We start from the raw sequence: 22,784 nt of genomic DNA, 5'->3' as shown, positions 1-22,784 counted from the left end.
ATAAACAAACTGCCGCAAAATGCGGCAGATTCGCAATTCAGCGAAGTGTTACAGACGGCCCAAATCATTGACCAGAGCAAGCAACATCACCCCGACCACCAAACTGATACCGATCTGTATCCCCCAACCCTGCACCCGATCCGACAAGGGACGACCACGCGCCCACTCGATCAGATAAAACAACAAATGTCCCCCATCCAGTACAGGAATGGGCAACAAATTCAGAACCCCCAGGCTAATACTCAGATAAGCAAGGAAATTCAGGAAATCAGCGACACCCGACTGGGCAGAAGCGCCCGCCACTTTAGCAATGGTTATCGGTCCACTCAAGTTTTTTACCGAGAGCTCGCCGAACAACATTTTCTTTAGCGAATCGAGGGTCAGCACGCTCATGGTCCAGGTGCGTCGTGCACCCTCGCCAATTGCGGCCACAGGGCCATAACTGACCTCGCGAATCATCTCTGGTGGCCAATCAACCGCTTTCACCCCCGCGCCCAGATAACCGGTGGGCGCCTTGCTTTCGCCGCGAGCGGCCAAGGTCACAGGGACGTCGATTTGAGCACCATCACGCTCAACGCGCAGCATGATTTTGGTATCCGGATGCATACGGACCGTGTCGACCACCTGCTGCCAGTCATCAAGTGACTTGCCATCAAGGGCCAACAGCCGATCACCGGTCTTCAGGCCCGCTGCCTGTGCCGGCCCTTTCGAATCAAGTTCAGCCAGGACGGGCGGCAACGCCGGACGCCAAGGGCGAATACCCAGCGAACGAATCGGATCCGGTTCGTCAGCCCCCTTGAGCCATTTATCCAGCATCAGCTCACGGGGTGAATCCGCCGTGGAGCCCTGCTCACGCACCAGCAATTGAATAGAACCGCTCTCGCCAAGACGACGGATCAGCTGCAGATTCACTGCGGCCCAGCCAGAAGTTGGCTCGCCATCGATGGCAATAATTTCCTGACCAGCACCCAGACCGGCCTTGGCGGCGATACTGCCGGACTCGACCGCACCGATGACCGGCCGCACCTGCTCGCTGCCGAGCATGGCCAATACCCAGAAAAAAGCCATTGCCAATAAAAAGTTGGCGATCGGTCCGGCAGCCACGATGGCAATGCGCTGGCGGACCGATTTGCGATTGAAGGATTGATCGAGCTGATCGGCTGGCACATCACCTTCGCGCTCGTCGAGCATCTTCACGTAGCCGCCCAACGGAATGGCAGCCACCACGAACTCGGTGCCTTTCTTGTCGTGCCAGCGCAGCAGCGGCATGCCGAAGCCTACGGAGAAACGCAGCACTTTGACCCCACAGCGACGTGCGACCCAGAAATGGCCAAACTCGTGGAAGGTGACCAGCACGCCCAGTGCAACCAGGGTGCCGACAATCATATAGAGCGCGCTCATCTACTTTCTCCGCAATCCTGTCCAATGCCGCATGGGTCAACGTATTGCAGCACTTACCGCCCGTGACGACTCAACCATTGTTCGGCGAGTACCCGCGCTTTCGCGTCGGCGGTAAACACCGCCTCGAGATCATCCACCGCAACGACCGGCTCAAGGTTTAACACTTCCTCGATGATACTCGCGATTTCCGGGTAGCGAACCCGCTCGTCGAGAAACGCCGCGACAGCCACTTCATTCGCCGCATTGAGCATGGCCGGCGCGCTATTGCCGGCTTCGGCAGCCTGACGCGCAAGGCGCAGGCAAGGGAAACGCTCTTCATCGGGCGCCTGGAAGTCCAGTCGCGCGATGGCAAACAGATCCAGTGGCGCCACACCAGAATCGATGCGCTCTGGCCAGGCCAGGGCGTTGGCGATCGGCGTGCGCATGTCAGGATTGCCCAACTGGGCCAGTACCGAGCCATCGATATAGTCGACCAGCGAATGAATCACGCTCTGAGGATGAATCACCACTTCGACCTGGGATGGCTTGGCGTCGAACAGCCAGCAGGCCTCGATCAACTCGAGCCCTTTGTTCATCATGCTGGCCGAATCAACCGAAATCTTACGCCCCATGGACCAGTTCGGATGAGCGCACGCTTGCTCAGGGGAAACATGCACCAGTTCGGCCATCGGTGTCTGTCGGAACGGACCACCAGAAGCAGTCAGCAGAATCCGACGCACGCCCACCGCGCCAAGTCCGCGGGCGAAATCCTGTGGCATGCATTGAAAAATCGCGTTGTGCTCGCTATCGATCGGCAGCAGCACTGAACCGCTTTTGCGCACGGCCTGCATGAACAGCGCACCCGACATGACCAGCGCTTCTTTGTTGGCCAGCAGAATCTTCTTGCCCGCCTCGACTGCCGCCAGGGTCGGACGCAAGCCCGCCGCGCCGACGATGGCCGCCATGACCGCATCGACCTCAGGGTCGGAAGCCACCTGACACAGCCCCTCCTCCCCAACCAGCACGCGGGTCGAGAGGCCTGCGGCGCGCAAGTCGACCTGCAAGGCTCGGGCTGCGCCCGCTTCCGGCACGACGGCAAACTGCGGCGTATGACGCACGCACAAAGCCAGCAGCTCACTCAGGCGAGTAAAACCGCTCAAGGCGAACACCTGATAACGCTCGGGATGGCGAGCGATCACGTCCAGGGTGCTCAGACCGATGGAGCCGGTCGCCCCCAGAACGGTAATTTGTTGTGGGCGGTTCACGGTGCAGCCATCCACAACAACACGGCAAAGACCGGGATCGCGGCCGTCAGGCTGTCGATGCGATCCAGCACCCCGCCGTGGCCCGGCAGCAAGTTACTGCTGTCCTTGATCCCCGATTGACGCTTGAACATGCTCTCGGTGAGGTCGCCCACGACCGAGATGAAAACGATCACTGCCGCACCGATCAGGCCCATCAGCATTTGCACGAAACTCCAGTCACGCACAAAACCAACGATCGCCGTGATCACCAGACTCAACAGCAAGCCGCCGTACACGCCTTCCCAGCTCTTGCCAGGACTGACCTGCGGCGCCAGCTTGCGCTTGCCAAAGGCCCGGCCGGAAAAATACGCGCCGATATCGGCACCCCAGACCAGGACCATCACCGCCATGATCAACCAGTTACCCAAAGGTTGCTGCTTGATCTGGACCAGCCCCTGCCAGGCCGGCAGCAGGATCAGCAAACCGATCACCAGCTTGCAGGCGGCGCTGGACCAGTGCTCGCTGGAACGCGGGTATGTCAGCACCAGATACGTCGCCACACCCCACCAGAGCACCGAAGCGCCCAATACCCAGGGCGCGAGCCCCGGCAGGATGTGCATGACAAATAACATCAAGGCGACCACAACCGCGTAGGCCACGCGAATCGGCTGGGCGTTGAAGCCTGCCAGGCGAGCCCATTCCCACGCGCCGAGGGTCACGACCAGCCCGATGAACAGCGCAAAGCCTGTGCCTTCGAGCAGGAAAAACCCGCACAAAGCGATCGGCAGCAGGATCAGCGCGGTGATGATTCGTTGTTTGAGCATTAAACCCGGGCTCCAGCCTCGACCTGCTCGCTCGTTTTACCGAAGCGGCGCTGGCGAGAAGCGAAATCGGCCAGCGCGTTACGCATGGCGTCGTGTTTGAAGTCCGGCCAGAACAGGTCGGAGAAGTACAACTCGGCATAAGCCAGTTGCCAGAGCAGGAAGTTACTGATGCGGTGCTCGCCACCGGTGCGGATGCACAAGTCTGGCAACGGCAGATCGCCCGTGGCCAGACAGGTCTGCAACAGCTCCGGAGTGATGTCCTCAGGACGCAGGTGCCCGGCCTGAACCTCCCGCGCCAGACGCTGCGCGGCTTGCGCGATGTCCCACTGGCCGCCGTAGTTGGCGGCAATCTGCAGGACAAAGCGGTTGGCACCAGCAGTCATCGCCTCGGCTTCACGCATGGCCACTTGAAGCTCGGGATGAAAGCGCGAACGATCACCGATGATGCGCAGACTGATGTTGTTGTCATTGAGGCGCTTGGCCTCGCGACGCAACGCCTTGAAGAACAGATCCATCAAGGCACTGACTTCATCGGCCGGGCGCTGCCAGTTCTCACTGGAGAAGGCGAACAGGGTCAATACCTCGACCCCGGCCTCGGCACACACCTCAATCACTGCGCGAACTGCATCCACGCCCGCTTTATGCCCGGCGACACCCGGCATAAAGCGTTTTTTCGCCCAGCGATTATTACCATCCATGATGATCGCGACATGGCGCGGCACCGCGGACGGCGCAGTCTGCTTAGTCTTTTCCATGAAAACGCGACCCTTATACGGCCATCAGGTCTTTTTCTTTCTGTGCCAGATGTGCGTCGATTTCAGCCACATACTTCTTGGTCAAATCGTCGATCTCGCCAGTGGCGCGACGCTCTTCGTCTTCGCTGATTTCTTTTTCCTTGACCAGATCCTTCAGCGAGCTGTTGGCATCGCGACGGATGTTGCGCACGGCAACACGGGCATCTTCAGCGACGTCACGAGCCTGCTTGGTGAAGCCCTTGCGGGTTTCTTCGGTCAGGGCCGGCATGGAGATCAGCAACAACTCGCCCAGGTTGGTCGGGTTGAGGTTCAGACCCGCACTACCGATGGCCTTGTCGACAGCACCCAGCATGTTGCGCTCAAAGGCCACGACTTGCAGGGTACGGGCGTCTTTGACGGTGATGTTCGCCACCTGCTTGATCGGGGTGTCGGAACCGTAATACGGCACCATCACGCCTTCAAGAATGCTTGGGTGCGCCTGGCCGGTACGAATACGGCCGAAGTTGTGCAGCAGCGATTCCACGGATTTTTTCATGCGCTCTTGAGCGTCTTTCTTGATTTCATTGATCATTGTTGGCCTTCCTCGATCAGGGTCCCTTCAGCGCCGCCATGCACGATGTTCAGCAGGGCGCCGGGCTTGTTCATGTTAAAGACGCGCAACGGCATCTTGTGGTCGCGGCACAGGCAAATGGCCGTCAAATCCATCACGCCCAGCTTGCGATCCAGCACTTCATCGTAAGTCAGATGATCGAACTTCTCGGCATGCGGGTCTTTGAATGGGTCAGCGGTGTAGACGCCATCGACCTTGGTCGCCTTGAGCACGACATCGGCGTCGATTTCGATTGCTCGCAAGCAGGCTGCCGAATCCGTAGTGAAGAACGGATTCCCGGTACCGGCGGCGAAAATCACCACTTCCTTGGCGTTCAGGTGACGCATGGCTTTGCGACGATCATAGTGATCAGTCACGCCCACCATGGAAATGGCCGACATCACGATGGCCGAGATATTGGCACGTTCCAGCGCATCGCGCATGGCCAAGGCGTTCATCACAGTGGCCAGCATGCCCATGTGGTCGCCCGTTACCCGATCCATGCCGGCCGCGCTCAGCGCTGCACCGCGGAACAGGTTGCCACCGCCGATCACCAGACCGACCTGAACACCGATGCCGACCAGTTGGCCGACTTCAAGCGCCATGCGATCCAGAACTTTCGGATCGATCCCGAACTCTTCCGAGCCCATCAGGGCCTCGCCGCTAAGCTTGAGTAGAATGCGTTTATAGCGAGCCTGATAACCACTGCCCTGCTGAGCCATTGCGAATCTCTCCTGCGGCGTATTTTTAAAAATTCTTTGCGAGCTGTTTACAGCTGGCGTTCACTCTAGCTTGGCGCTGCTTCAGCGCCATCGGAACATGGCTTTGTAAGCCAGTTCCAAAGGGAAACCAATAAAAATTGGTGCCCCATCTGAAAAGAGGCTGCGCGCGTAAGCGGGCAGCCTCTTCAGGGCGACAGTTAAAAACCGTCTTATTGCTTGGCGGCAGCCAGCTGGGCAGCAACTTCTTCAGCGAAGTTGTCGACCGGCTTCTCGATGCCTTCGCCTACTTTGAAGTAGGTGAAAGAAACGATTTCAGCACCGGCTTTCTTGGCCAGTTCGCCGACCTTGATTTCAGGGTTCTTGACGAACGCCTGTTCAACCAGGCTCGCTTCAGCCAGGAACTTGCTGATACGGCCTTTGACCATGTTTTCAACGATGTTTTCTGGCTTGCCAGCGATCTTGTCAGCGTTGAGGGTCAGGAAAACGCCTTTTTCGCGCTCGACCGCTTCAGCGGAAACTTCCGATGGCAGCAGGAATTCAGGGTTGGTGGCCGCTACGTGCATGGCGATGTCTTTGGCCAGCTCAACGGTGCCGCCTTTGAGAACAACCGCAACACCGATCTTGTTGCCGTGCAGGTAACCACCAACAACATCACCTTCAACGCGAGCCAGGCGACGGATGTTAACGTTTTCGCCAACCTTGCCGACCAGAACCAGGCGATCGGCTTCTTGAGCTTCGATCAGCGGAGCGACATCAGTCAGCTTGTCAGCGAACGCTTTTTCAACGCTGGAAGCAACAAATGCCTTGAAGTCGTCTTGCAGGGCCAGGAAGTCAGTCTGCGAGTTAACTTCCAACAGAACGGCGGTTTTACCGTCTTCTTTAAGAGCGATAGCGCCTTCAGCAGCTACGTTGCCTGCTTTCTTGGCAGCCTTGATGGCGCCGGAAGCACGCATGTCATCAATGGCTTTTTCGATGTCGCCGCCGGCCTTGGTCAAGGCCTTTTTGCAATCCATCATGCCTTCGCCGGTACGCTCACGCAGTTCTTTAACCAACGCTGCAGTAATCTCTGCCATTTCAAAATCCTCTTGGATAGGTTTTCAACCATTCCACCCGATCAAACGGGCGATCAATTCTTCCCGACCCCATTTGTTAGCGGCTGCACGTTACAAAGGCTGTAGCTGCGCTGCCCACAAACGGTTTTCGAGGTGGCAAAAAGGGGGCCAAGCCCCCTTTTTGCTTACTGAGTCAACGCCAGGGCGTCAATTACTCAGCTGCAGCCGCCGGAGCTTCTTCAACGAACTGCTCGGTGCCGCCAGCAACGTGGTTGCGACCGCGGATGACTGCGTCAGCCATCGAACCCATGTACAACTGGATAGCGCGGATTGCGTCATCGTTGCCTGGGATGATGTAGTCAACGCCTTCCGGGCTGCTGTTGGTATCGACTACGCCGATAACCGGGATGCCCAGCTTGTTGGCTTCGGTGATCGCGATGCGCTCGTGATCAACGTCGATAACGAACAGAGCGTCTGGCAGACCGCCCATGTCCTTGATACCACCCAGGGAACGATCGAGCTTCTCAAGATCGCGAGTGCGCATCAGCGCTTCTTTCTTGGTCAGCTTGGCGAAAGTACCGTCTTCGGCTTGCACTTCAAGGTCACGCAGACGCTTGATGGAAGCACGGATGGTTTTGAAGTTGGTCAGCATGCCGCCCAACCAGCGGTGATCGACGTACGGCGAACCGCAACGTGCTGCTTCTTCAGCAACGATCTTGCCAGCGGAACGCTTGGTGCCGACGAACAGGATCTTGTTTTTGCCCTGGGCCAGACGCTCTACGAAAGTCAGAGCTTCGTTGAACATTGGCAGGGTTTTTTCAAGGTTGATAATGTGAATCTTGTTACGCGCGCCGAAAATGTACTTACCCATTTTCGGGTTCCAGTAACGGGTCTGGTGACCGAAGTGCACACCGGCCTTCAGCATATCGCGCATGTTGACTTGGGACATGATAGTTCCTTAATAAGTCGGGTTTGGCCTCCACGTATCCCAATGACCAACCAGCAGCATCAGCTGAAGGCACCCAGGTCATCGTGTCGACACGTGTGTGGATTTAAGCCTTTCGGGGTATCCCCGGAAAGCGGCGCATTTTATATCACAGGGATGCAAAAAACGGAACCCGGATTCTCAATTCCTGATGCGTGACTTCAACCGCGCACTTGGAATCGCCCAAGAATGCGCCAATCTATAGAGAGAAGCGATGCACAGAGGCTCAGATTTGCGCTGATCGTCTGTTAGAATTGCGTTTTTCAGGGCCGCGAAGATCGAACGCGCAATGCCCATTTCGTTTTAGCAAGCGCCATTGAGCGCAGAGAGAGCCTGTATGACCGTCACCCTCAAAACCCCCGAGGACATCGCAAAGATGCGTGTCGCCGGCAAACTGGCCGCCGATGTGCTGGAAATGATTGCCGAACATGTCAAGCCGGGGATCACCACCGAAGAGCTGGACCGCATCTGCCACGACTACATCGTCAACGAGCAGAAAGCCATCCCTGCCCCGCTCAACTACAAAGGCTACCCGAAGTCGATCTGCACCTCGATCAACCACGTGGTCTGCCACGGCATCCCGAACGAGAAGCCGCTGAAGGATGGCGACACCCTGAACATCGACGTCACCGTCATCAAGGACGGTTTCCACGGCGACACCAGCCGCATGTTCCACGTCGGCAGCGTGCCGGTCTGGGCCGAGCGCCTGTCGCAAGTGACTCAGGAATGCATGTACAAGGCCATCGAGATCGTCAAACCCGGCTGCCGCCTGGGCGACATCGGTGAAATCATCCAGAAACACGCTGAAAAGAACGGTTTCTCGGTGGTTCGCGAGTTCTGCGGCCATGGCATCGGCAAGGTGTTTCACGAAGAGCCGCAAATCCTGCATTACGGCCGCGCCGGCACCGGCATGGAGCTGAAAGCGGGCATGACCTTCACCATCGAGCCGATGATCAACCAGGGCAAGGCTGACACCAAGGTATTGGGCGACGGCTGGACCGCGATCACCAAGGACCGCAAGTTGTCGGCCCAGTGGGAGCACACCCTGCTGGTGACCGAGACCGGTTACGAGATCTTCACCTTGCGCGCCGATGACACCATCCCGCGCGTTTCGGCCTGATCCGAACCCAGGCAGCTCCCAGCCTTATAGTTAGATAGGAAAGCCAATCGATGCCGCAGGTGGATCCCGAACTCTTCGACCGCGGCCAGTTCCAGGCTGAACTGGCCCTGAAGGCAAGCCCGATCGCGGCCTTCAAGAAGGCGATCCGCCAGGCCCGCGAGGTGCTCGACGGGCGCTTTCGCAGCGGCCGGGACATTCGCCGGCTGATCGAGGATCGCGCCTGGTTCGTCGATAACATCCTGCAAAAGGCCTGGGAGCAGTTCAACTGGAGCGAAGACGCCGACATCGCGCTGGTCGCGGTCGGTGGCTACGGTCGCGGTGAGTTGCACCCTTATTCCGACATCGACCTGCTGATCCTGCTGGACAGCGCCGATCACGAAGTTTTCCGCGATTCCATCGAGCGTTTTCTGACGCTGTTGTGGGACATCGGCCTGGAAGTCGGCCAGAGCGTTCGCTCGGTGGACGAATGCGCCATTGAAGCCCGCGCCGACCTGACGGTGGTCACCAACCTGATGGAAAGCCGCACCATCTGCGGTCCCGAGCGTTTGCGCCAGCGCATGCTTGACGTCACCAGCACCGCGCACATGTGGCCGAGCAAGGAGTTCTTCCTGGCCAAGCGCGCCGAGCAAAAGGCCCGTCACCACAAATACAACGACACCGAATACAACCTGGAACCCAACGTCAAAGGTTCGCCCGGCGGCCTGCGGGACATTCAGACGATTCTGTGGGTGGCCCGTCGCGAATACGGCACCCTGAACCTGCGAGCACTGGCCGGCGAAGGCTTTCTGGTCGAAAGCGAAAACGCCCTGCTCGCCTCGTCCCAGGAGTTTTTGTGGAAGGTCCGGTACGCGCTGCACATGCTCGCCGGTCGTTCCGAAGACCGCTTGCTGTTCGACCACCAGCGCTCGATTGCCGGGCTACTGGGTTTCGAGGGCGATGACGCCAAGCAAGCCATCGAAAACTTCATGCAGCAGTATTACCGGGTGGTCATGAGCATTGCCCAGCTCAGCGACCTCATCATTCAGCACTTCGAAGAAGTCATCCTCGCCCCGGAAGACGAAGCGCCGCCGCAGCCGATCAACTCGCGGTTCCAGCTACACGATGGCTATATCGAAGCGCGCAACGACAACGTGTTCCGTCGCACGCCGTTCGCCATGCTCGAGATCTTCGTGCTGATGGCCCAGCAACCGGAAATCAAAGGCGTGCGCGCCGACACCATTCGTCTGCTGCGCGAGCATCGTCACCTGATCGACGACGATTTCCGCAATGACATTCGCAACACCAGCCTGTTCATCGAGCTGTTCAAGTGCAAGATCGGTATCCACCGCAACCTGCGCCGGATGAACCGCTACGGCATCCTCGGGCGTTACCTGCCGGAGTTCGGCTTCATTGTCGGGCAGATGCAACACGACCTCTTTCATATCTATACGGTCGACGCCCACACCCTGAATCTGATCAAGCACCTGCGCAAGTTGCAGTACACCCAGGTATCGGAAAAATTCCCGCTGGCCAGCAAGCTCATGGCCAAGCTGCCCAAGCCCGAGCTGATTTACCTGGCAGGCCTATACCACGACATCGGCAAAGGCCGGCATGGCGACCACTCGGAAATCGGCGCGGTGGATGCCGAAGCCTTTTGCCAGCGCCACCAATTGCCGGTATGGGACACTCGCCTGATCGTCTGGCTGGTGCAGAATCACCTGGTGATGTCGACCACCGCCCAGCGCAAGGACTTGTCCGACCCGCAGGTGATCCACGATTTCGCCCAGGCCGTCGGCGACGAAACCCGTCTCGACTACCTGTACGTATTGACCGTTGCCGACATCAACGCCACCAACCCGACCCTGTGGAACTCATGGCGCGCCAGCCTCTTGCGCCAGCTCTACACCGAGACCAAGCGCGCCTTGCGACGCGGCCTGGAAAACCCGGTGGACCGCGAAATGCAGATCCGCCAGACTCAGAGCGCCGCCCTGGACATCCTGGTGCGCGGCGGTACCGACCCGGACGATGTCGAACAGCTGTGGTCGCAATTGGGCGATGACTACTTCCTGCGTCACACCGCCGGCGACGTCGCCTGGCACAGTGACGCGATCCTCCAGCAACCGGCCGATGGCGGGCCGCTGGTGCTGATCAAGGAAACCACCCAGCGTGAATTCGAGGGGGTACGCAGATCTTCATCTACGCACCTGACCAGCATGACTTCTTCGCCGTGACCGTGGCCGCGATGGACCAGCTCAACCTGAACATTCACGACGCCCGGGTCATCACCTCCAGCAGCCAGTTCACCCTCGACACCTATATCGTGCTCGACACTGACGGCGACTCGATCGGTGATAACCCGGCGCGGGTCAAACAGATCCGCGAGGGTCTGACCGAAGCCCTGCGCAACCCGGACGACTACCCGACCATCATCCAGCGCCGCGTGCCGCGTCAGCTCAAGCATTTCGCGTTTGCGCCACAGGTGACGATCCACAACGACGCTCAGCGTCCGGTGACGGTGCTGGAACTCAGTGCTCCGGACCGTCCGGGTCTGCTGGCGCGGATCGGCACGATCTTCCTCGAGTTCGACCTGTCGCTGCAGAACGCCAAGATTGCGACCTTGGGCGAACGCGTGGAAGACGTGTTCTTTATCACCGACGCGAACAACCAGCCATTGTCCGACCCGCTGCTGTGTACCCGCTTGCAAGATGCGATCGTTGAACAGCTGACCGTCAGTAACGAACCCGATATCAAATTGTCACGCATCAGTATCTGAACTCACAATTTTCCCCTGTGCGAGCGAGCCTGCTCGCGATAGCGGAGGGTCAGTCAACATCATCGTTTCTGACACACCGCCTTCGCGAGCAGGCTCGCTCCCACAATGAACGAGGCCCCCTCATGAACAACGCTCTGAACCAGTTGCAGCCCTACCCGTTCGAGAAGCTCCGCGCCCTGCTCGGCAGCGTCACGCCAAACCCGGAAAAGCGCGCCATCGCGCTGTCCATCGGCGAGCCGAAGCACCGTTCGCCAAGCTTTGTCGCTGAAGCCCTGGCAAGCAATCTGGATCAGATGGCCGTGTATCCGACTACCCTCGGAATCCCGGCCCTGCGTGAAGCTATCGCTGCATGGTGTGAACGCCGCTTCAGCGTTCCGACCGGCTGGCTCGACCCGGCGCGCAACGTGTTGCCAGTCAATGGCACCCGAGAAGCACTGTTTGCCTTCACCCAGACCGTGGTCAACCGTGGCGAAGACGCGCTGGTGGTCAGCCCGAATCCGTTCTATCAGATCTACGAAGGCGCGGCGTTCCTCGCCGGGGCCAAGCCGCACTATCTGCCGTGCCTGGACGAAAACGGCTTCAACCCGGATTTCGACGCTGTCTCGCCGGACATCTGGAAACGCTGCCAGATCCTGTTCCTGTGCTCGCCAGGCAACCCGACCGGCGCGCTGATTCCGCTCGACACCCTGAAAAAACTGATCGCCCTGGCTGACGAATACAACTTCGTGATCGCCGCTGACGAATGCTACAGCGAGCTGTATTTCGACGAACAGACACCGCCGCCGGGCCTGCTCAGCGCTTGCGTGGAACTGGGCCGCAAGGACTTCAAACGCTGCGTGGTGTTCCACAGCCTGTCCAAGCGCTCCAACCTGCCGGGCCTGCGTTCAGGTTTTGTCGCCGGTGACGCCGACATCCTCAAGGGCTTCCTGCTCTATCGCACCTACCACGGCTGCGCCATGCCCGTTCAAACCCAACTGGCCAGCGTCGCCGCGTGGAATGACGAAGTACATGTGCGCGCCAACCGTGCGCTGTACCGCGAGAAGTACGATGCGGTGCTGGCAATCCTCAGCCCGGTGATGGACGTGCAGCGTCCGGATGGTGGTTTTTACCTGTGGCCGAATGTTGAAGGCGATGACGAGGCGTTCTGCCGTGATCTGTTTGTGGAAGAACACGTGACCGTGGTGCCGGGTTCTTATCTGTCCCGCGCAGTTGATGGCTTCAACCCGGGCGCAGGCCGTGTACGCTTGGCGCTGGTTGCGCCACTGGCAGAATGCATAGAAGCCGCAGAACGCATCCGCGCCTTTATTACGCGCCATAAATAACTCTGACACCCCGCGCCATACCCCATGGCGCGGGGCTTGTTTATAAAGCCGAACTCACCCCGTTACAGACATTCAAATTACTTGAATGCACTTCTTACCAGTAGCACTTCTGCATACTCGAAATAAAAGACACCACCCAGTATATATAGCCACTCCTAACTATATAACCACACAAACAACCTTTAGTACTCACGACGCACAACACGACACCATCAAACCAAAACATACTGAAACACCACAATATTCGCTACTTGTCTTTATATCGATTACTACTTATCGAACGCAGAACACATGTAACTGCCATGCGAGCAGTTTTTTTGCGCCTTAAAAACATCAAAATATTTAAACACCCACAAGTAGCAATAATATATGAATATCCCAAAACCCTGCTGCCGCACTTACGGCCTCATCGATGCCGGCTCTACTACTAACGCCTCCGAAGCACTCGATCACGAGGCTATTGGCAACTCCCAGTCCCGCACGACACGAAGCGTCGCGGCGCCCGCCAAATTCTGGACCAACGGCCAAACGCTGCGCATTTCTATCACACGCTATGACGAAGCCATGTTCCAGACCGTCGTCGCCGCCATCAACCAATGGGCGCCCCACGTAAACCTGAACTTTGAATTCATCGAGCTGGACGATAACGACGAGTTGTATGACGGGGACATACGAATATTACTGTCTCACTTCAAAGATGGCGCAGGCAGCTCTGTCATTGGGACAGACGCACGAGACATTCTCCCGCACCTGCCCACAATGATACTGGGCACCGACTACCAATCTTCTTTTTTCACGGTAGCTGCCATGCATGAGTTCGGCCATGCACTAGGGGTTGAACATGAACATCAGCATCCCGACGCGCCACTGGACTGGAATTTATCCGCTCTCTATCGCGAATTCAAAGAACACGGCTGGACCGAAGAAGAGATTTACCGGAATGTCCTGAAAAAATTTGATTACAGCCACACCCGGCAAACACCCTACGACCCGAAATCAATCATGCACTACGCCTTTCCTGCGAGTGTCATGTGGGACAAGATCGAAGTCCCTCAAAACAACCAACTGTCCGAGCAAGATATCAAGTTCATCAGCTCGGTTTACCCACGCTGAAAACCGTCAGGTCGCCCCTTCGCTCATGCCTTCACTTGACCCAGGTTGGCCTCACTCAAATCCAGCTCACCCAACACTTCTCGCAACACGTCATCACCAATCTGGTGATGACGACTGAGTTTGTACAACTCCAGGCGCTGCGCTCGCAGCGCCTTCAACCGCAGACGCCGCTCCAGCAAGTCCATCTGAAATGCCAATGCCTGGGCCTCGGCCGAGTCATTGAAGACCTCCAGTTGATGCCGATATTCGGACATGATCCGCGCTTTGAGTTCGACGGCCAACGCGGCCTCGGCCGCATCCGCAGGCTTGGCTTCCTCGACTTCCAGTGCATGAATCGCCGCTTCAGCGGTTTTGCGCCAGGCATCACGCACTTCATTGCGGCGCTTGTCGTCAGGGCTTTTTTCGATGCCGCGCAGCAACAGCGGCAAAGCGATGCAGGCGGCGATCAGGGACAGCAGAATCACCCCGGCGGCGATGAAAATCAGCAGGTCCCGCTCGGGAAATGCGTCGCCACCCATCAGCAGCGGCACCGAAAGCACGCCTGCCAGTGTCACCGCCCCGCGTACACCACCGACCGTCAGCAGCCAGCAGGAGCGCGCGGTCGGCACTTGAGTCACTTCGCCTTTACCGCGCAGGCGTCGCAGCAAAACAGACAAGCGCCAGATGCTCTGTACCCAGACAAACCGCAACAACAGCAGCACCAGAAAAATCGCCACTACGTCCAGACAGCGATACAGCAACGTCGGCCATAGCGATGTTTCGTGGCTGACCACCGCCTTGATGATGTCCGGCAGTTGCAATCCCAGCAGCAGAAAGATCAAGCCGTTGAAAGCAAACTCAAGCAACGACCAGACGCTGCGGTTGAGCAATCGAGTGCTGGTCTGGCGCGGGAGCAGGTCGAGCCAGCTCTGCATCATCCCCGCAGCCACGGCGGACAAGATGCCGGAAGCGCCAAGACGCTCAGCCAGCACATAAGCCGCGAACGGCAGCAGCAACATGAACACCACATGCGTCGCCGGATCATCCCAGCCGCGAGCGATCATCCAGGAACGCAGGCGTCCCACCAGCCAGCTCAAGGCCACACCGACGGCCAGGCCGCCGAGCGCCACCAGCACAAAGGTCACACTGGCATTCGCCAGCGAAAACACCCCGGTCACCGCTGCGGCCAACGCAAACTTGAACGTCACCAGGCCCGTGGCATCGTTCATCAACGCCTCGCCTTGCAGCATGTGCATCAGCGGCGTCGGCAAGCGGTTCTGGGAAATCGCCGAGACCGCCACGGCATCCGTCGGCGACAGCACGGCCGCCAGCGCAAAGGCCACCGGCAGAGGAATACTCGGCAACAACCAGTGTATGAAATAGCCAGCGCCGACCACCGTAAACAACACCAGCCCCACCGCCAGGGTAAGAATCGGCCCGCGCAGGCGCCACAGTTCACGTTTGGGCATACGCCAGCCGTCGGAGAACAGCAGCGGCGGCAGGAACAGAAAGAGGAACAATTCCGGATCCAGCGCCACATGCAGACCCAGGGTCGGCCAGGCGAGCAACGCACCCGCGGCAATTTGCACCAAGGGCAACGGCAGCGGGATCACCCGTCCGATCAGGCGTGAAAGGCCCACCAGCATCAGCAGGATCAGCAGGATCAGGACGGTGTAGGCGGTTTGCATAAAGCGCGGTTCCCAGGTAATCGACAGCATTGAAGTGCCATATTAGCCGCTTAGACTGCGGGCTGACCGTTGCACCAATGTCGCATCACCCTGAAACAGCGCAAACCCAGCGGGCTTACGATGACTAAACGACCGCGGCCGCCGCGAAACCGTCCGGTCATGGCATAATCCTTCACCTTTTATTTCCAGCACCTGCAAAGGGGGCAATTCCTTGACCGTTTCAAGCAAAACGTTGCACCTTTTCGGCATCAAAGCCTGCGACACCATGAAAAAGGCGCGCACCTGGCTCGATGAACACGCTGTCAGCTATGACTTCCATGATTACAAGACGGCCGGAATCGACCGTGAACACCTGACCCAATGGTGCGACGAGCACGGCTGGCAAGTGGTGTTGAACCGTGCAGGCACGACCTTTCGCAAGCTCGACGACGAACGCAAAGCCGATCTCGACCAAGCGAAAGCGATCGAACTGATGCTCGCACAACCCTCGATGATCAAGCGCCCGGTGCTCGATCTCGGTGACCGAACCCTGATTGGCTTCAAGCCAGATATCTACGCGGCGGCGCTCAAGTAAGCCTGCCCGTTCAATTTTGTTAGAGGTATTTACATGTCCACTACCCTGTTCAGCCTGGCCTTTGGTGTCGGCACTCAAAACCGTCAAGGCGCATGGCTGGAAGTGTTTTACGCACAGCCACTGCTTAACCCGTCAGCCGAACTGGTCGCGGCCATCGCGCCGGTTCTGGGCTACACCGAAGGCAATCAGGCCATCGCATTCAGCACCGCCCAAGCTTCGCAACTGGCTGAAGCGCTAAAAGGCGTCGACGCTGCCCAAGCCGCCCTGTTGACCCGTCTGGCCGAGAGCCACAAGCCGTTGGTCGCGACCATCCTGGCCGAAGACGCCCCATTGACCTCCACGCCTGAGGCCTACCTCAAGCTGCACCTGCTGTCCCATCGTCTGGTCAAGCCGCACGGCCTGAACCTGGCGGGCGTGTTCCCGCTGCTGCCGAACGTAGCCTGGACCAGCCAGGGTGCCATCGACCTGGCCGAACTGGCCGAACACCAACTGGAAGCCCGTCTGCGCGGCGAGCTGCTGGAAGTGTTCTCGGTAGACAAGTTCCCGAAAATGACCGACTACGTGGTTCCGGTCGGCGTGCGTATCGCTGACGCGGCACGAATTCGTCTGGGCGCCTACGTCGGCGAAGGCACCACCGTGATGCACGAAGGTTTCGTCAACTTCAACGCCGGCACCGAAGGCCCGGGCATGATCGAAGGCCGCGTTTCCGCTGGCGTCTTCGTCGGCAAGGGTTCTGACCTGGGTGGCGGTTGCTCGACCATGGGCACCCTGTCGGGCGGCGGCAACATCGTGATCAAGGTGGGCGAAGGCTGCCTGATCGGTGCGAACGCCGGTATCGGCATTCCGTTGGGCGATCGCAACACCGTCGAGTCGGGCCTGTACGTGACCGCCGGTACCAAAGTCGCACTGCTGGACGAAAAGAACCAGCTGGTGAAAGTCGTGAAGGCCCGTGAACTTGCTGGCCAGCCTGACTTGCTGTTCCGTCGCAATTCGGAAACCGGTGCCGTGGAATGCAAAACCCACAAATCGGCGATCGAACTGAACGAAGCGCTGCACGCTCACAACTAAGCGGCGTCACACGGATTACCCTGTAGGCGCGAAGCTTGCTCGCGAAGGGGCCCTTGAGGCTGCCAAAAGCTTCGCGCCTACAGGTTCGGCGTAGACCAGACCATCAGGTCAGGTGTTCACCCGCCCATGTTGACCAGGGCCCGACAGCATGATGATTCTCTCTCCCTGGCGCGCCGACTTTCCGGCTATCGCCGCGCTCCAACGGCAAGACCAGACCTATCTGGATAACGCCGCCACCACGCAAAAACCTCAAGCCTTGCTGGATGCGCTGACGCATTACTACGCCAACGGCGCGGCCAACGTACATCGGGCGCAACACTTGCCCGGCGCCCATGCCACCCAGGCATTCGAGGCCAGCCGCAGCAAAGTCGCGCAATGGCTGAATGCCGGCGATTGCGGGCAGATCATCTTTACCCACGGCGCGACCTCCGCGCTGAACCTCCTGGCCTATGGCCTTGAGCATCTATTCAATCCGGGCGATGAGATTGTCATCAGCGCCCTGGAGCATCACGCCAACCTGCTGCCGTGGCAGCAACTGGCGCACCGGCGCGACTTGAAACTGGTGGTCCTGCCGTTGGACGCCGACGGGGTGATCGACCTCGACGCCGCCACACAATTGATCGGCCCAAGAACCCGTTTGCTGGCGGTCAGTCAGCTGTCGAATGTGCTCGGTGTCTGGCAGCCGTTACCCGCCTTGCTGGCGATGGCCAAGGCGCACGACGCGTTGACCGTGGTCGATGGCGCGCAAGGCGTGGTTCATGGTCGGCATGACGTGCAGGCGCTGGGTTGCGACTTCTATGTATTTTCCAGCCACAAACTCTATGGCCCCGACGGTCTGGGCGTGCTGTTCGGTCGCAATGAGGCGCTGAAACAACTGCGCCATTGGCAATTCGGCGGTGAAATGGTGCTGGATGCGGATTACCAAAGCGCACGCTTTCGCCCCGCGCCTCTGGGTTTCGAGGCCGGTACTCCGCCGATTGCCGGTGTGATCGGCCTGGGAGCGACGCTGGATTATCTCGCGGGGCTTGATCAGGACGCGGTCTCGGCCCATGAAGCGGCGCTGCATGACTATTTATTGAAAGGGCTTGAAGCGCGCAATGGCATTCGACTGCTGGGCAAACCGCAATTGGCGTTGGCCAGTTTTGTCGTCGAGGGTGTGCATAACTCTGACCTGGCGCATTTGCTGACCGAACAGGGCATCGCCGTGCGCGCCGGTCATCACTGTGCGATGCCGTTGCTCAAAAGCTTCGAACTGGCCGGGGCGATCCGGGTGTCGTTGGCGCTGTACAACGACTCCGAAGACCTCGAACGGTTCTTTGAAGCGCTGGATCAGGCGCTGGAGTTGTTGCGATGAGCTTACCGGCTGATGCCGTCATGGCACTCGACACCTTTCAGGCTGCCGCCGGTTGGGAGCAGCGGGCGCGGCTGCTGATGCAATGGGGCGACCGTCTGCCTGCGTTGAGTGATGTGGATAAAGTCGACGCCAACCGCGTGCATGGCTGTGAAAGTCAGGTGTGGCTGGTGGGTTCGTTGAATGACGGTCACTGGCAGTTTGCAGCGAGCAGCGATGCGCGGTTGATCCGCGGGTTGGTGGCGTTGCTGCTGGCGCGGGTCAACGGCTTGTCGGCGGATGAGTTGCGCCAGGTGGATTTGCCGGAGTGGTTCAATCAGCTTGGGCTTTCGCGGCAACTGTCGCCTTCGCGCAGTAATGGCCTCAATGCAGTGCTTCAGCGGATGAATGAGTTGGCTGGTTAATCGCCATCGCGAGCAGGCTCGCTCCCACATTGGAACGCGTTCACCTGTGGGAGCGAGCCTGCTCGCGATGAGGCCGACAACTGCAACCTTAAACCTCAGGCTTGACCCGATCCGCCGGCCGCCGCACACCCGCCACAATCTTATCCACAGCCTTGGTCGCCGCGACCATGCCGAACGTCGCCGTCACCATCATCACTGCGCCAAACCCGCCGGCGCAGTCGAGCTTCACGCCATCGCCGACAAAACTCTTCTGCAAACAGATGCTGCCATCCGGTTTCGGGTAGCGCAGTTGCTCGGTCGAAAACACGCACGGCACGCTGTAATGACGCGTCACGGTACGCGAGAAGCCGTAGTCACGGCGCAGGGTCGAGCGCACTTTCGATGCCAACGGGTCATTGAAGGTGCGGTTCAAGTCGCAGACCTGGATCAGTGTCGGGTCGATCTGCCCGCCTGCCCCGCCGGTAGTAATGATCTGGATCTTGCGGCGCTTGCACCAGGCGATCAGCGCTGCCTTGGCATTCACGCTGTCGATGCAATCGATCACGCAGTCGATGTTTGGCGTGATGTACTCGGCCATGGTCTCGCGCGTCACAAAATCCGCCACCGCGTGCACCGTGCAGTCCGGGTTGATCCCGCGTAACCGCTCGGCCATCACCTCGACTTTGGGTTTGCCGACAGTGCTGTCCAGCGCGTGCAGTTGGCGGTTGGCGTTGCTGACGCAGACGTCGTCCAGGTCAAACAGCGAAATCTCGCCGACGCCACAACGGGCAATGGCTTCCGCTGCCCAGGAACCGACGCCACCGACACCGACGATGGCCACATGGGCTGCGCGCAGACGCTCCAAGCCTTCGATGCCATACAAACGGGCGATGCCTGCAAACCGCGGATCTTCTGTACTCATGACCATAACCCCAAAAACCGGCGCGCATTATAGGGCCAGACAGCGACAAGATCTAAGTTCCCGCGACAAGTGTAAGAACTTATGCGAAACGGGATTGCCAAACGTAGGGCATTTCCCTGTCAGCTATACGCTCAGGGAATGCCCGGTGTAGGATGCGCGCCCCTTGGCACACGCCGACCGGTCCTTCGTTCCACAGCCTTTGGAACCTGAAATAGCTATGTCATCGCGTAAATTTGGACTCAACCTGGTCGTGGTGCTCGCCATCGCCGCCTTGTTTACCGGCTTCTGGGCGCTGATCAATCGCCCGGTCACCGCCCCCAACTGGCCCGAACAGATCTCCGGCTTCTCGTACTCGCCGTTCCAGCAAGGCCAGTATCCGCAGAAGGAGCAGTACCCGACCGACGATGAAATGCGTCGCGACCTGGAGATCATGAGCAAGCTGACGGACAACATCCGTACTTACTCGGTCGACGGCTCCCTGGGAGACATTCCCAAACTGGCGGAAGAATTCGGCTTGCGGGTCACCCTCGGTATCTGGATCAGCCCGGACGAGGAACGCAACGAGCGTGAGATCCTGCGCGCCATCGAACTCGCCAACACCTCCCGCAGCGTGGTTCGCGTGGTTGTAGGCAACGAGGCGATCTTCCGTAAGGAAATTACCGCCGCGGAACTCAGCATCATTCTGGATCGCGTCCGCGCGGCAGTGAAAGTGCCGGTGACCACGTCCGAGCAATGGCACGTATGGGAAGAAAACCCGAGCCTGGCCAAGCACGTCGACCTGATCGCTGCCCACGTCTTGCCGTATTGGGAACATGTGCCGATGGAGCAATCCGGGCAGTTCGTACTCGACCGTGCCCGTGATCTGAAAAAGATGTTCCCGAAAAAACCGCTGTTGCTGTCGGAAGTCGGCTGGCCGAGCAACGGCCGTATGCGCGGAGGCGCCGATGCGTCGCCGGCAGACCAGGCGATTTACCTGCGCACGCTGGTCAACAAGCTCAACCGCCAGGGTTTCAACTACTTCGTGATCGAAGCGTTTGACCAACCCTGGAAGGCCAGCGACGAAGGTTCGGTGGGCGCTTACTGGGGTGTTTTCAACGCCGCGCGCCAGCAGAAATTCAACTTCGAAGGCCCGGTTGTCGCGATTCCGCAATGGCGCGTGCTGGCGGTCGGCTCGGTGGTCCTGGCGCTGCTGTCCCTGACCCTGCTGATGATCGACGGCTCGGCGCTGCGTCAACGCGGCCGTACCTTCCTGACCTTTATCGCCTTCCTCTGCGGATCGGTGCTGGTGTGGATCGGTTACGACTACAGCCTGCAATACAGCACCTGGTTCAGCCTGACGATAGGATTTCTCCTTGCCTTGGGCGCACTCGGGGTCTTTATCGTATTGCTGACCGAAGCGCATGAACTGGCCGAAGCGGTCTGGACCCACAAGCGTCGGCGCGAATTCCTGCCGGTGGTGGGCGAATCGGACTACCGACCGAAAGTGTCGATTCATGTCCCTTGCTACAACGAGCCGCCGGAGATGGTCAAACAGACCCTCAACGCCCTGGCCAACCTCGACTATCCGGACTTTGAAGTCCTGATCATCGACAACAACACCAAGGACCCGGCGGTCTGGGAACCGGTGCGCGATTACTGCGCAACCCTGGGCCCGCGTTTCAAGTTCTTCCACGTCGCACCACTGGCCGGCTTCAAGGGTGGCGCGCTGAATTACCTGATTCCGCACACCGCCAAGGATGCCGAAGTGATCGCGGTGATCGACTCGGACTACTGCGTCGACCCGAACTGGCTCAAGCACATGGTGCCGCACTTCGCCGACCCGAAAATCGCCGTGGTGCAGTCGCCGCAGGATTACCGCGATCAGAACGAAAGCACGTTCAAGAAGCTCTGCTACGCGGAATACAAAGGCTTCTTCCACATCGGCATGGTCACCCGCAACGACCGTGACGCGATCATCCAGCACGGCACCATGACCATGACCCGACGTTCGGTGCTCGAGGAACTGGGCTGGGCCGACTGGTGCATCTGTGAAGACGCCGAGTTGGGTCTGCGGGTGTTCGAAAAAGGCCTGTCGGCGGCGTATTACCACACCAGCTACGGCAAAGGCCTGATGCCCGATACCTTTATCGACTTCAAGAAACAGCGTTTCCGCTGGGCTTACGGTGCGATTCAGATCATCAAGCGTCATACCACCAGCCTGCTGCGCGGCAAAGGCAGCGAGCTGACCCGTGGCCAGCGTTACCACTTCCTCGCGGGCTGGTTGCCGTGGGTAGCGGACGGCATGAACATCTTCTTCACCGTGGGCGCCCTGTTGTGGTCGGCGGCGATGATTATCGTGCCGCAGCGGGTCGATCCGCCGTTGCTGATTTTCGCCATCCCGCCGTTGGCGCTGTTCGTATTCAAGGTGGGCAAGATCATCTTCCTCTACCGTCGTGCGGTCGGGGTCAACCTCAAGGATGCGTTCTGCGCGGCGCTGGCCGGGCTGGCGTTGTCGCACACCATCGCCAAAGCAGTGCTGTACGGTTTCTTCACCAGCAGCATTCCGTTTTTCCGCACACCAAAGAACGCCGATAACCACGGCTTCTGGGTGGCGATTTCGGAGGCCCGCGAAGAAGTGTTCATCATGCTGCTGTTGTGGGGTGCGGCGCTGGGGATTTACCTGGTGAACGGCATGCCGAGCAACGACATGCGCTTCTGGGTGACCATGTTGCTGGTGCAGTCGCTGCCGTACCTGGCGGCGCTGATCATGGCGTTCCTGTCTTCGCTGCCGAAACCGGTGGCCGAAGCCGCGACCGCACCGGCTGTCTAAATCAGTACAGATGCACTAAACGGCGGCCAATGGCCGCCGTTTTGCTTTAAGATAACCGCCATTTTGCGCGCCTTGCCTCAATTCCTGTAGGAGCGAGGCTTGCCCGCGAATGAAGCGACTCGGTGTAACAGATACACCTCACTATCGTTCTT

18 protein-coding genes and 1 pseudogene are annotated in these 22,784 nt (G+C 59.0%); 9 read left to right on the top strand and 10 right to left on the bottom strand.

Annotated features, from left to right (window positions below; translation table 11 throughout):
• Positions 1-48 precede the first annotated feature (48 nt).
• From rseP to rpsB, 8 genes are all read right to left on the bottom strand, one after another.
• Positions 49-1,401, bottom strand: a complete 1,353-nt coding sequence (gene rseP, locus HP062_RS27035; RefSeq protein WP_010462816.1) for a sigma E protease regulator RseP — start codon at positions 1,399-1,401, stop codon at positions 49-51.
• 53 nt (positions 1,402-1,454) lie between these two features.
• Complete coding sequence (ispC, locus tag HP062_RS27030) at positions 1,455-2,645, bottom strand: 1-deoxy-D-xylulose-5-phosphate reductoisomerase (RefSeq protein WP_010462818.1); 1,191 nt, start codon at positions 2,643-2,645, stop codon at positions 1,455-1,457.
• On the bottom strand, positions 2,642-3,448 hold the full coding sequence (locus HP062_RS27025; protein WP_010462821.1) for a phosphatidate cytidylyltransferase: 807 nt from the start codon (positions 3,446-3,448) through the stop codon (positions 2,642-2,644). Before HP062_RS27025 ends, ispC begins: the two co-directional genes overlap by 4 nt.
• Positions 3,448-4,203 carry a polyprenyl diphosphate synthase gene (uppS, locus tag HP062_RS27020; RefSeq protein ID WP_010462822.1) on the bottom strand — a complete coding sequence of 252 codons (756 nt, stop codon included), beginning with the start codon at positions 4,201-4,203 and terminating at the stop codon, positions 3,448-3,450. The genes HP062_RS27025 and uppS overlap by 1 nt, the downstream gene beginning before the upstream one ends.
• A 13-nt stretch (positions 4,204-4,216) precedes the next feature.
• Entirely contained in the window at positions 4,217-4,774 is a 558-nt protein-coding gene (frr, locus tag HP062_RS27015) for a ribosome recycling factor (RefSeq protein WP_010462824.1), read from the bottom strand.
• The gene (gene pyrH, locus HP062_RS27010; protein WP_003172271.1) at positions 4,771-5,514 is read right to left on the bottom strand and encodes a UMP kinase; all 744 of its coding nucleotides are present in this window, start codon (positions 5,512-5,514) and stop codon (positions 4,771-4,773) included. Before pyrH ends, frr begins: the two co-directional genes overlap by 4 nt.
• Before the next feature lie 209 nt (positions 5,515-5,723).
• The gene (gene tsf, locus HP062_RS27005; RefSeq protein WP_010462832.1) at positions 5,724-6,587 is read right to left on the bottom strand and encodes a translation elongation factor Ts; all 864 of its coding nucleotides are present in this window, start codon (positions 6,585-6,587) and stop codon (positions 5,724-5,726) included.
• A gap of 190 nt (positions 6,588-6,777) precedes the next feature.
• A complete protein-coding gene (rpsB, locus tag HP062_RS27000; protein WP_007907989.1) occupies positions 6,778-7,515 on the bottom strand; it encodes a 30S ribosomal protein S2 in 738 nt (245 codons plus the stop codon).
• Positions 7,516-7,888: 373 nt separating this feature from the next.
• On the opposite strand from rpsB, the gene map reads away from it, so the two are divergent.
• The 4 genes and pseudogenes from map to HP062_RS26980 all read left to right on the top strand — a co-directional run bounded on the left by map (position 7,889) and on the right by HP062_RS26980 (position 13,858).
• Positions 7,889-8,671 (top strand): type I methionyl aminopeptidase, encoded by a 783-nt coding sequence (map, locus tag HP062_RS26995; RefSeq protein WP_010462836.1) that lies wholly within the window; start codon positions 7,889-7,891, stop codon positions 8,669-8,671.
• A 50-nt stretch (positions 8,672-8,721) separates the two neighbouring features.
• Positions 8,722-11,423, top strand: a pseudogene (locus HP062_RS26990) ([protein-PII] uridylyltransferase).
• A 122-nt stretch (positions 11,424-11,545) separates the two neighbouring features.
• Positions 11,546-12,745, top strand: a complete 1,200-nt coding sequence (gene dapC / locus HP062_RS26985) for a succinyldiaminopimelate transaminase (protein WP_010462840.1) — start codon at positions 11,546-11,548, stop codon at positions 12,743-12,745.
• A gap of 369 nt (positions 12,746-13,114) precedes the next feature.
• On the top strand, positions 13,115-13,858 hold the full coding sequence (locus HP062_RS26980; protein ID WP_172792331.1) for a M12 family metallopeptidase: 744 nt from the start codon (positions 13,115-13,117) through the stop codon (positions 13,856-13,858).
• Between the two features lie 23 nt (positions 13,859-13,881).
• Here HP062_RS26980 and HP062_RS26975 read toward each other — a convergent pair whose 3' ends face one another.
• Complete coding sequence (locus HP062_RS26975) at positions 13,882-15,525, bottom strand: Na+/H+ antiporter (protein WP_172792330.1); 1,644 nt, start codon at positions 15,523-15,525, stop codon at positions 13,882-13,884.
• Between the two features lie 265 nt (positions 15,526-15,790).
• Between HP062_RS26975 and HP062_RS26970 the strand changes: the two genes are divergently transcribed.
• From HP062_RS26970 to HP062_RS26955, 4 genes are all read left to right on the top strand, one after another.
• Positions 15,791-16,099, top strand: a complete 309-nt coding sequence (locus HP062_RS26970; RefSeq protein WP_229801834.1) for an arsenate reductase — start codon at positions 15,791-15,793, stop codon at positions 16,097-16,099.
• 33 nt (positions 16,100-16,132) lie between these two features.
• Positions 16,133-17,167, top strand: coding sequence for a 2,3,4,5-tetrahydropyridine-2,6-dicarboxylate N-succinyltransferase (gene dapD / locus HP062_RS26965; protein WP_172792329.1), 1,035 nt, complete (start codon positions 16,133-16,135; stop codon positions 17,165-17,167).
• 148 nt (positions 17,168-17,315) lie between these two features.
• Complete coding sequence (locus tag HP062_RS26960; protein ID WP_169856273.1) at positions 17,316-18,521, top strand: aminotransferase class V-fold PLP-dependent enzyme; 1,206 nt, start codon at positions 17,316-17,318, stop codon at positions 18,519-18,521.
• Positions 18,518-18,922, top strand: coding sequence for a SufE family protein (locus HP062_RS26955; RefSeq protein WP_010462851.1), 405 nt, complete (start codon positions 18,518-18,520; stop codon positions 18,920-18,922). The genes HP062_RS26960 and HP062_RS26955 overlap by 4 nt, the downstream gene beginning before the upstream one ends.
• Before the next feature lie 88 nt (positions 18,923-19,010).
• On the opposite strand, the gene tcdA is transcribed toward HP062_RS26955, so the two are convergent.
• Positions 19,011-19,823 carry a tRNA cyclic N6-threonylcarbamoyladenosine(37) synthase TcdA gene (gene tcdA, locus HP062_RS26950; RefSeq protein WP_010462854.1) on the bottom strand — a complete coding sequence of 271 codons (813 nt, stop codon included), beginning with the start codon at positions 19,821-19,823 and terminating at the stop codon, positions 19,011-19,013.
• 217 nt (positions 19,824-20,040) lie between these two features.
• Here tcdA and HP062_RS26945 point away from each other — a divergent pair, with 217 nt between their 5' ends.
• The gene (locus HP062_RS26945; protein ID WP_010462855.1) at positions 20,041-22,632 is read left to right on the top strand and encodes a glycosyltransferase; all 2,592 of its coding nucleotides are present in this window, start codon (positions 20,041-20,043) and stop codon (positions 22,630-22,632) included.
• The last annotated feature ends 152 nt before the right edge of the window (positions 22,633-22,784 follow it).

This window comes from Pseudomonas sp. B14-6, from assembly GCF_013260315.1.
In the GTDB taxonomy this organism is placed as follows: domain Bacteria; phylum Pseudomonadota; class Gammaproteobacteria; order Pseudomonadales; family Pseudomonadaceae; genus Aquipseudomonas; species Aquipseudomonas mandelii.
Note: the sequence above shows the minus strand (reverse complement) of the source record. Positions and strands in the feature narration are given on the sequence as shown.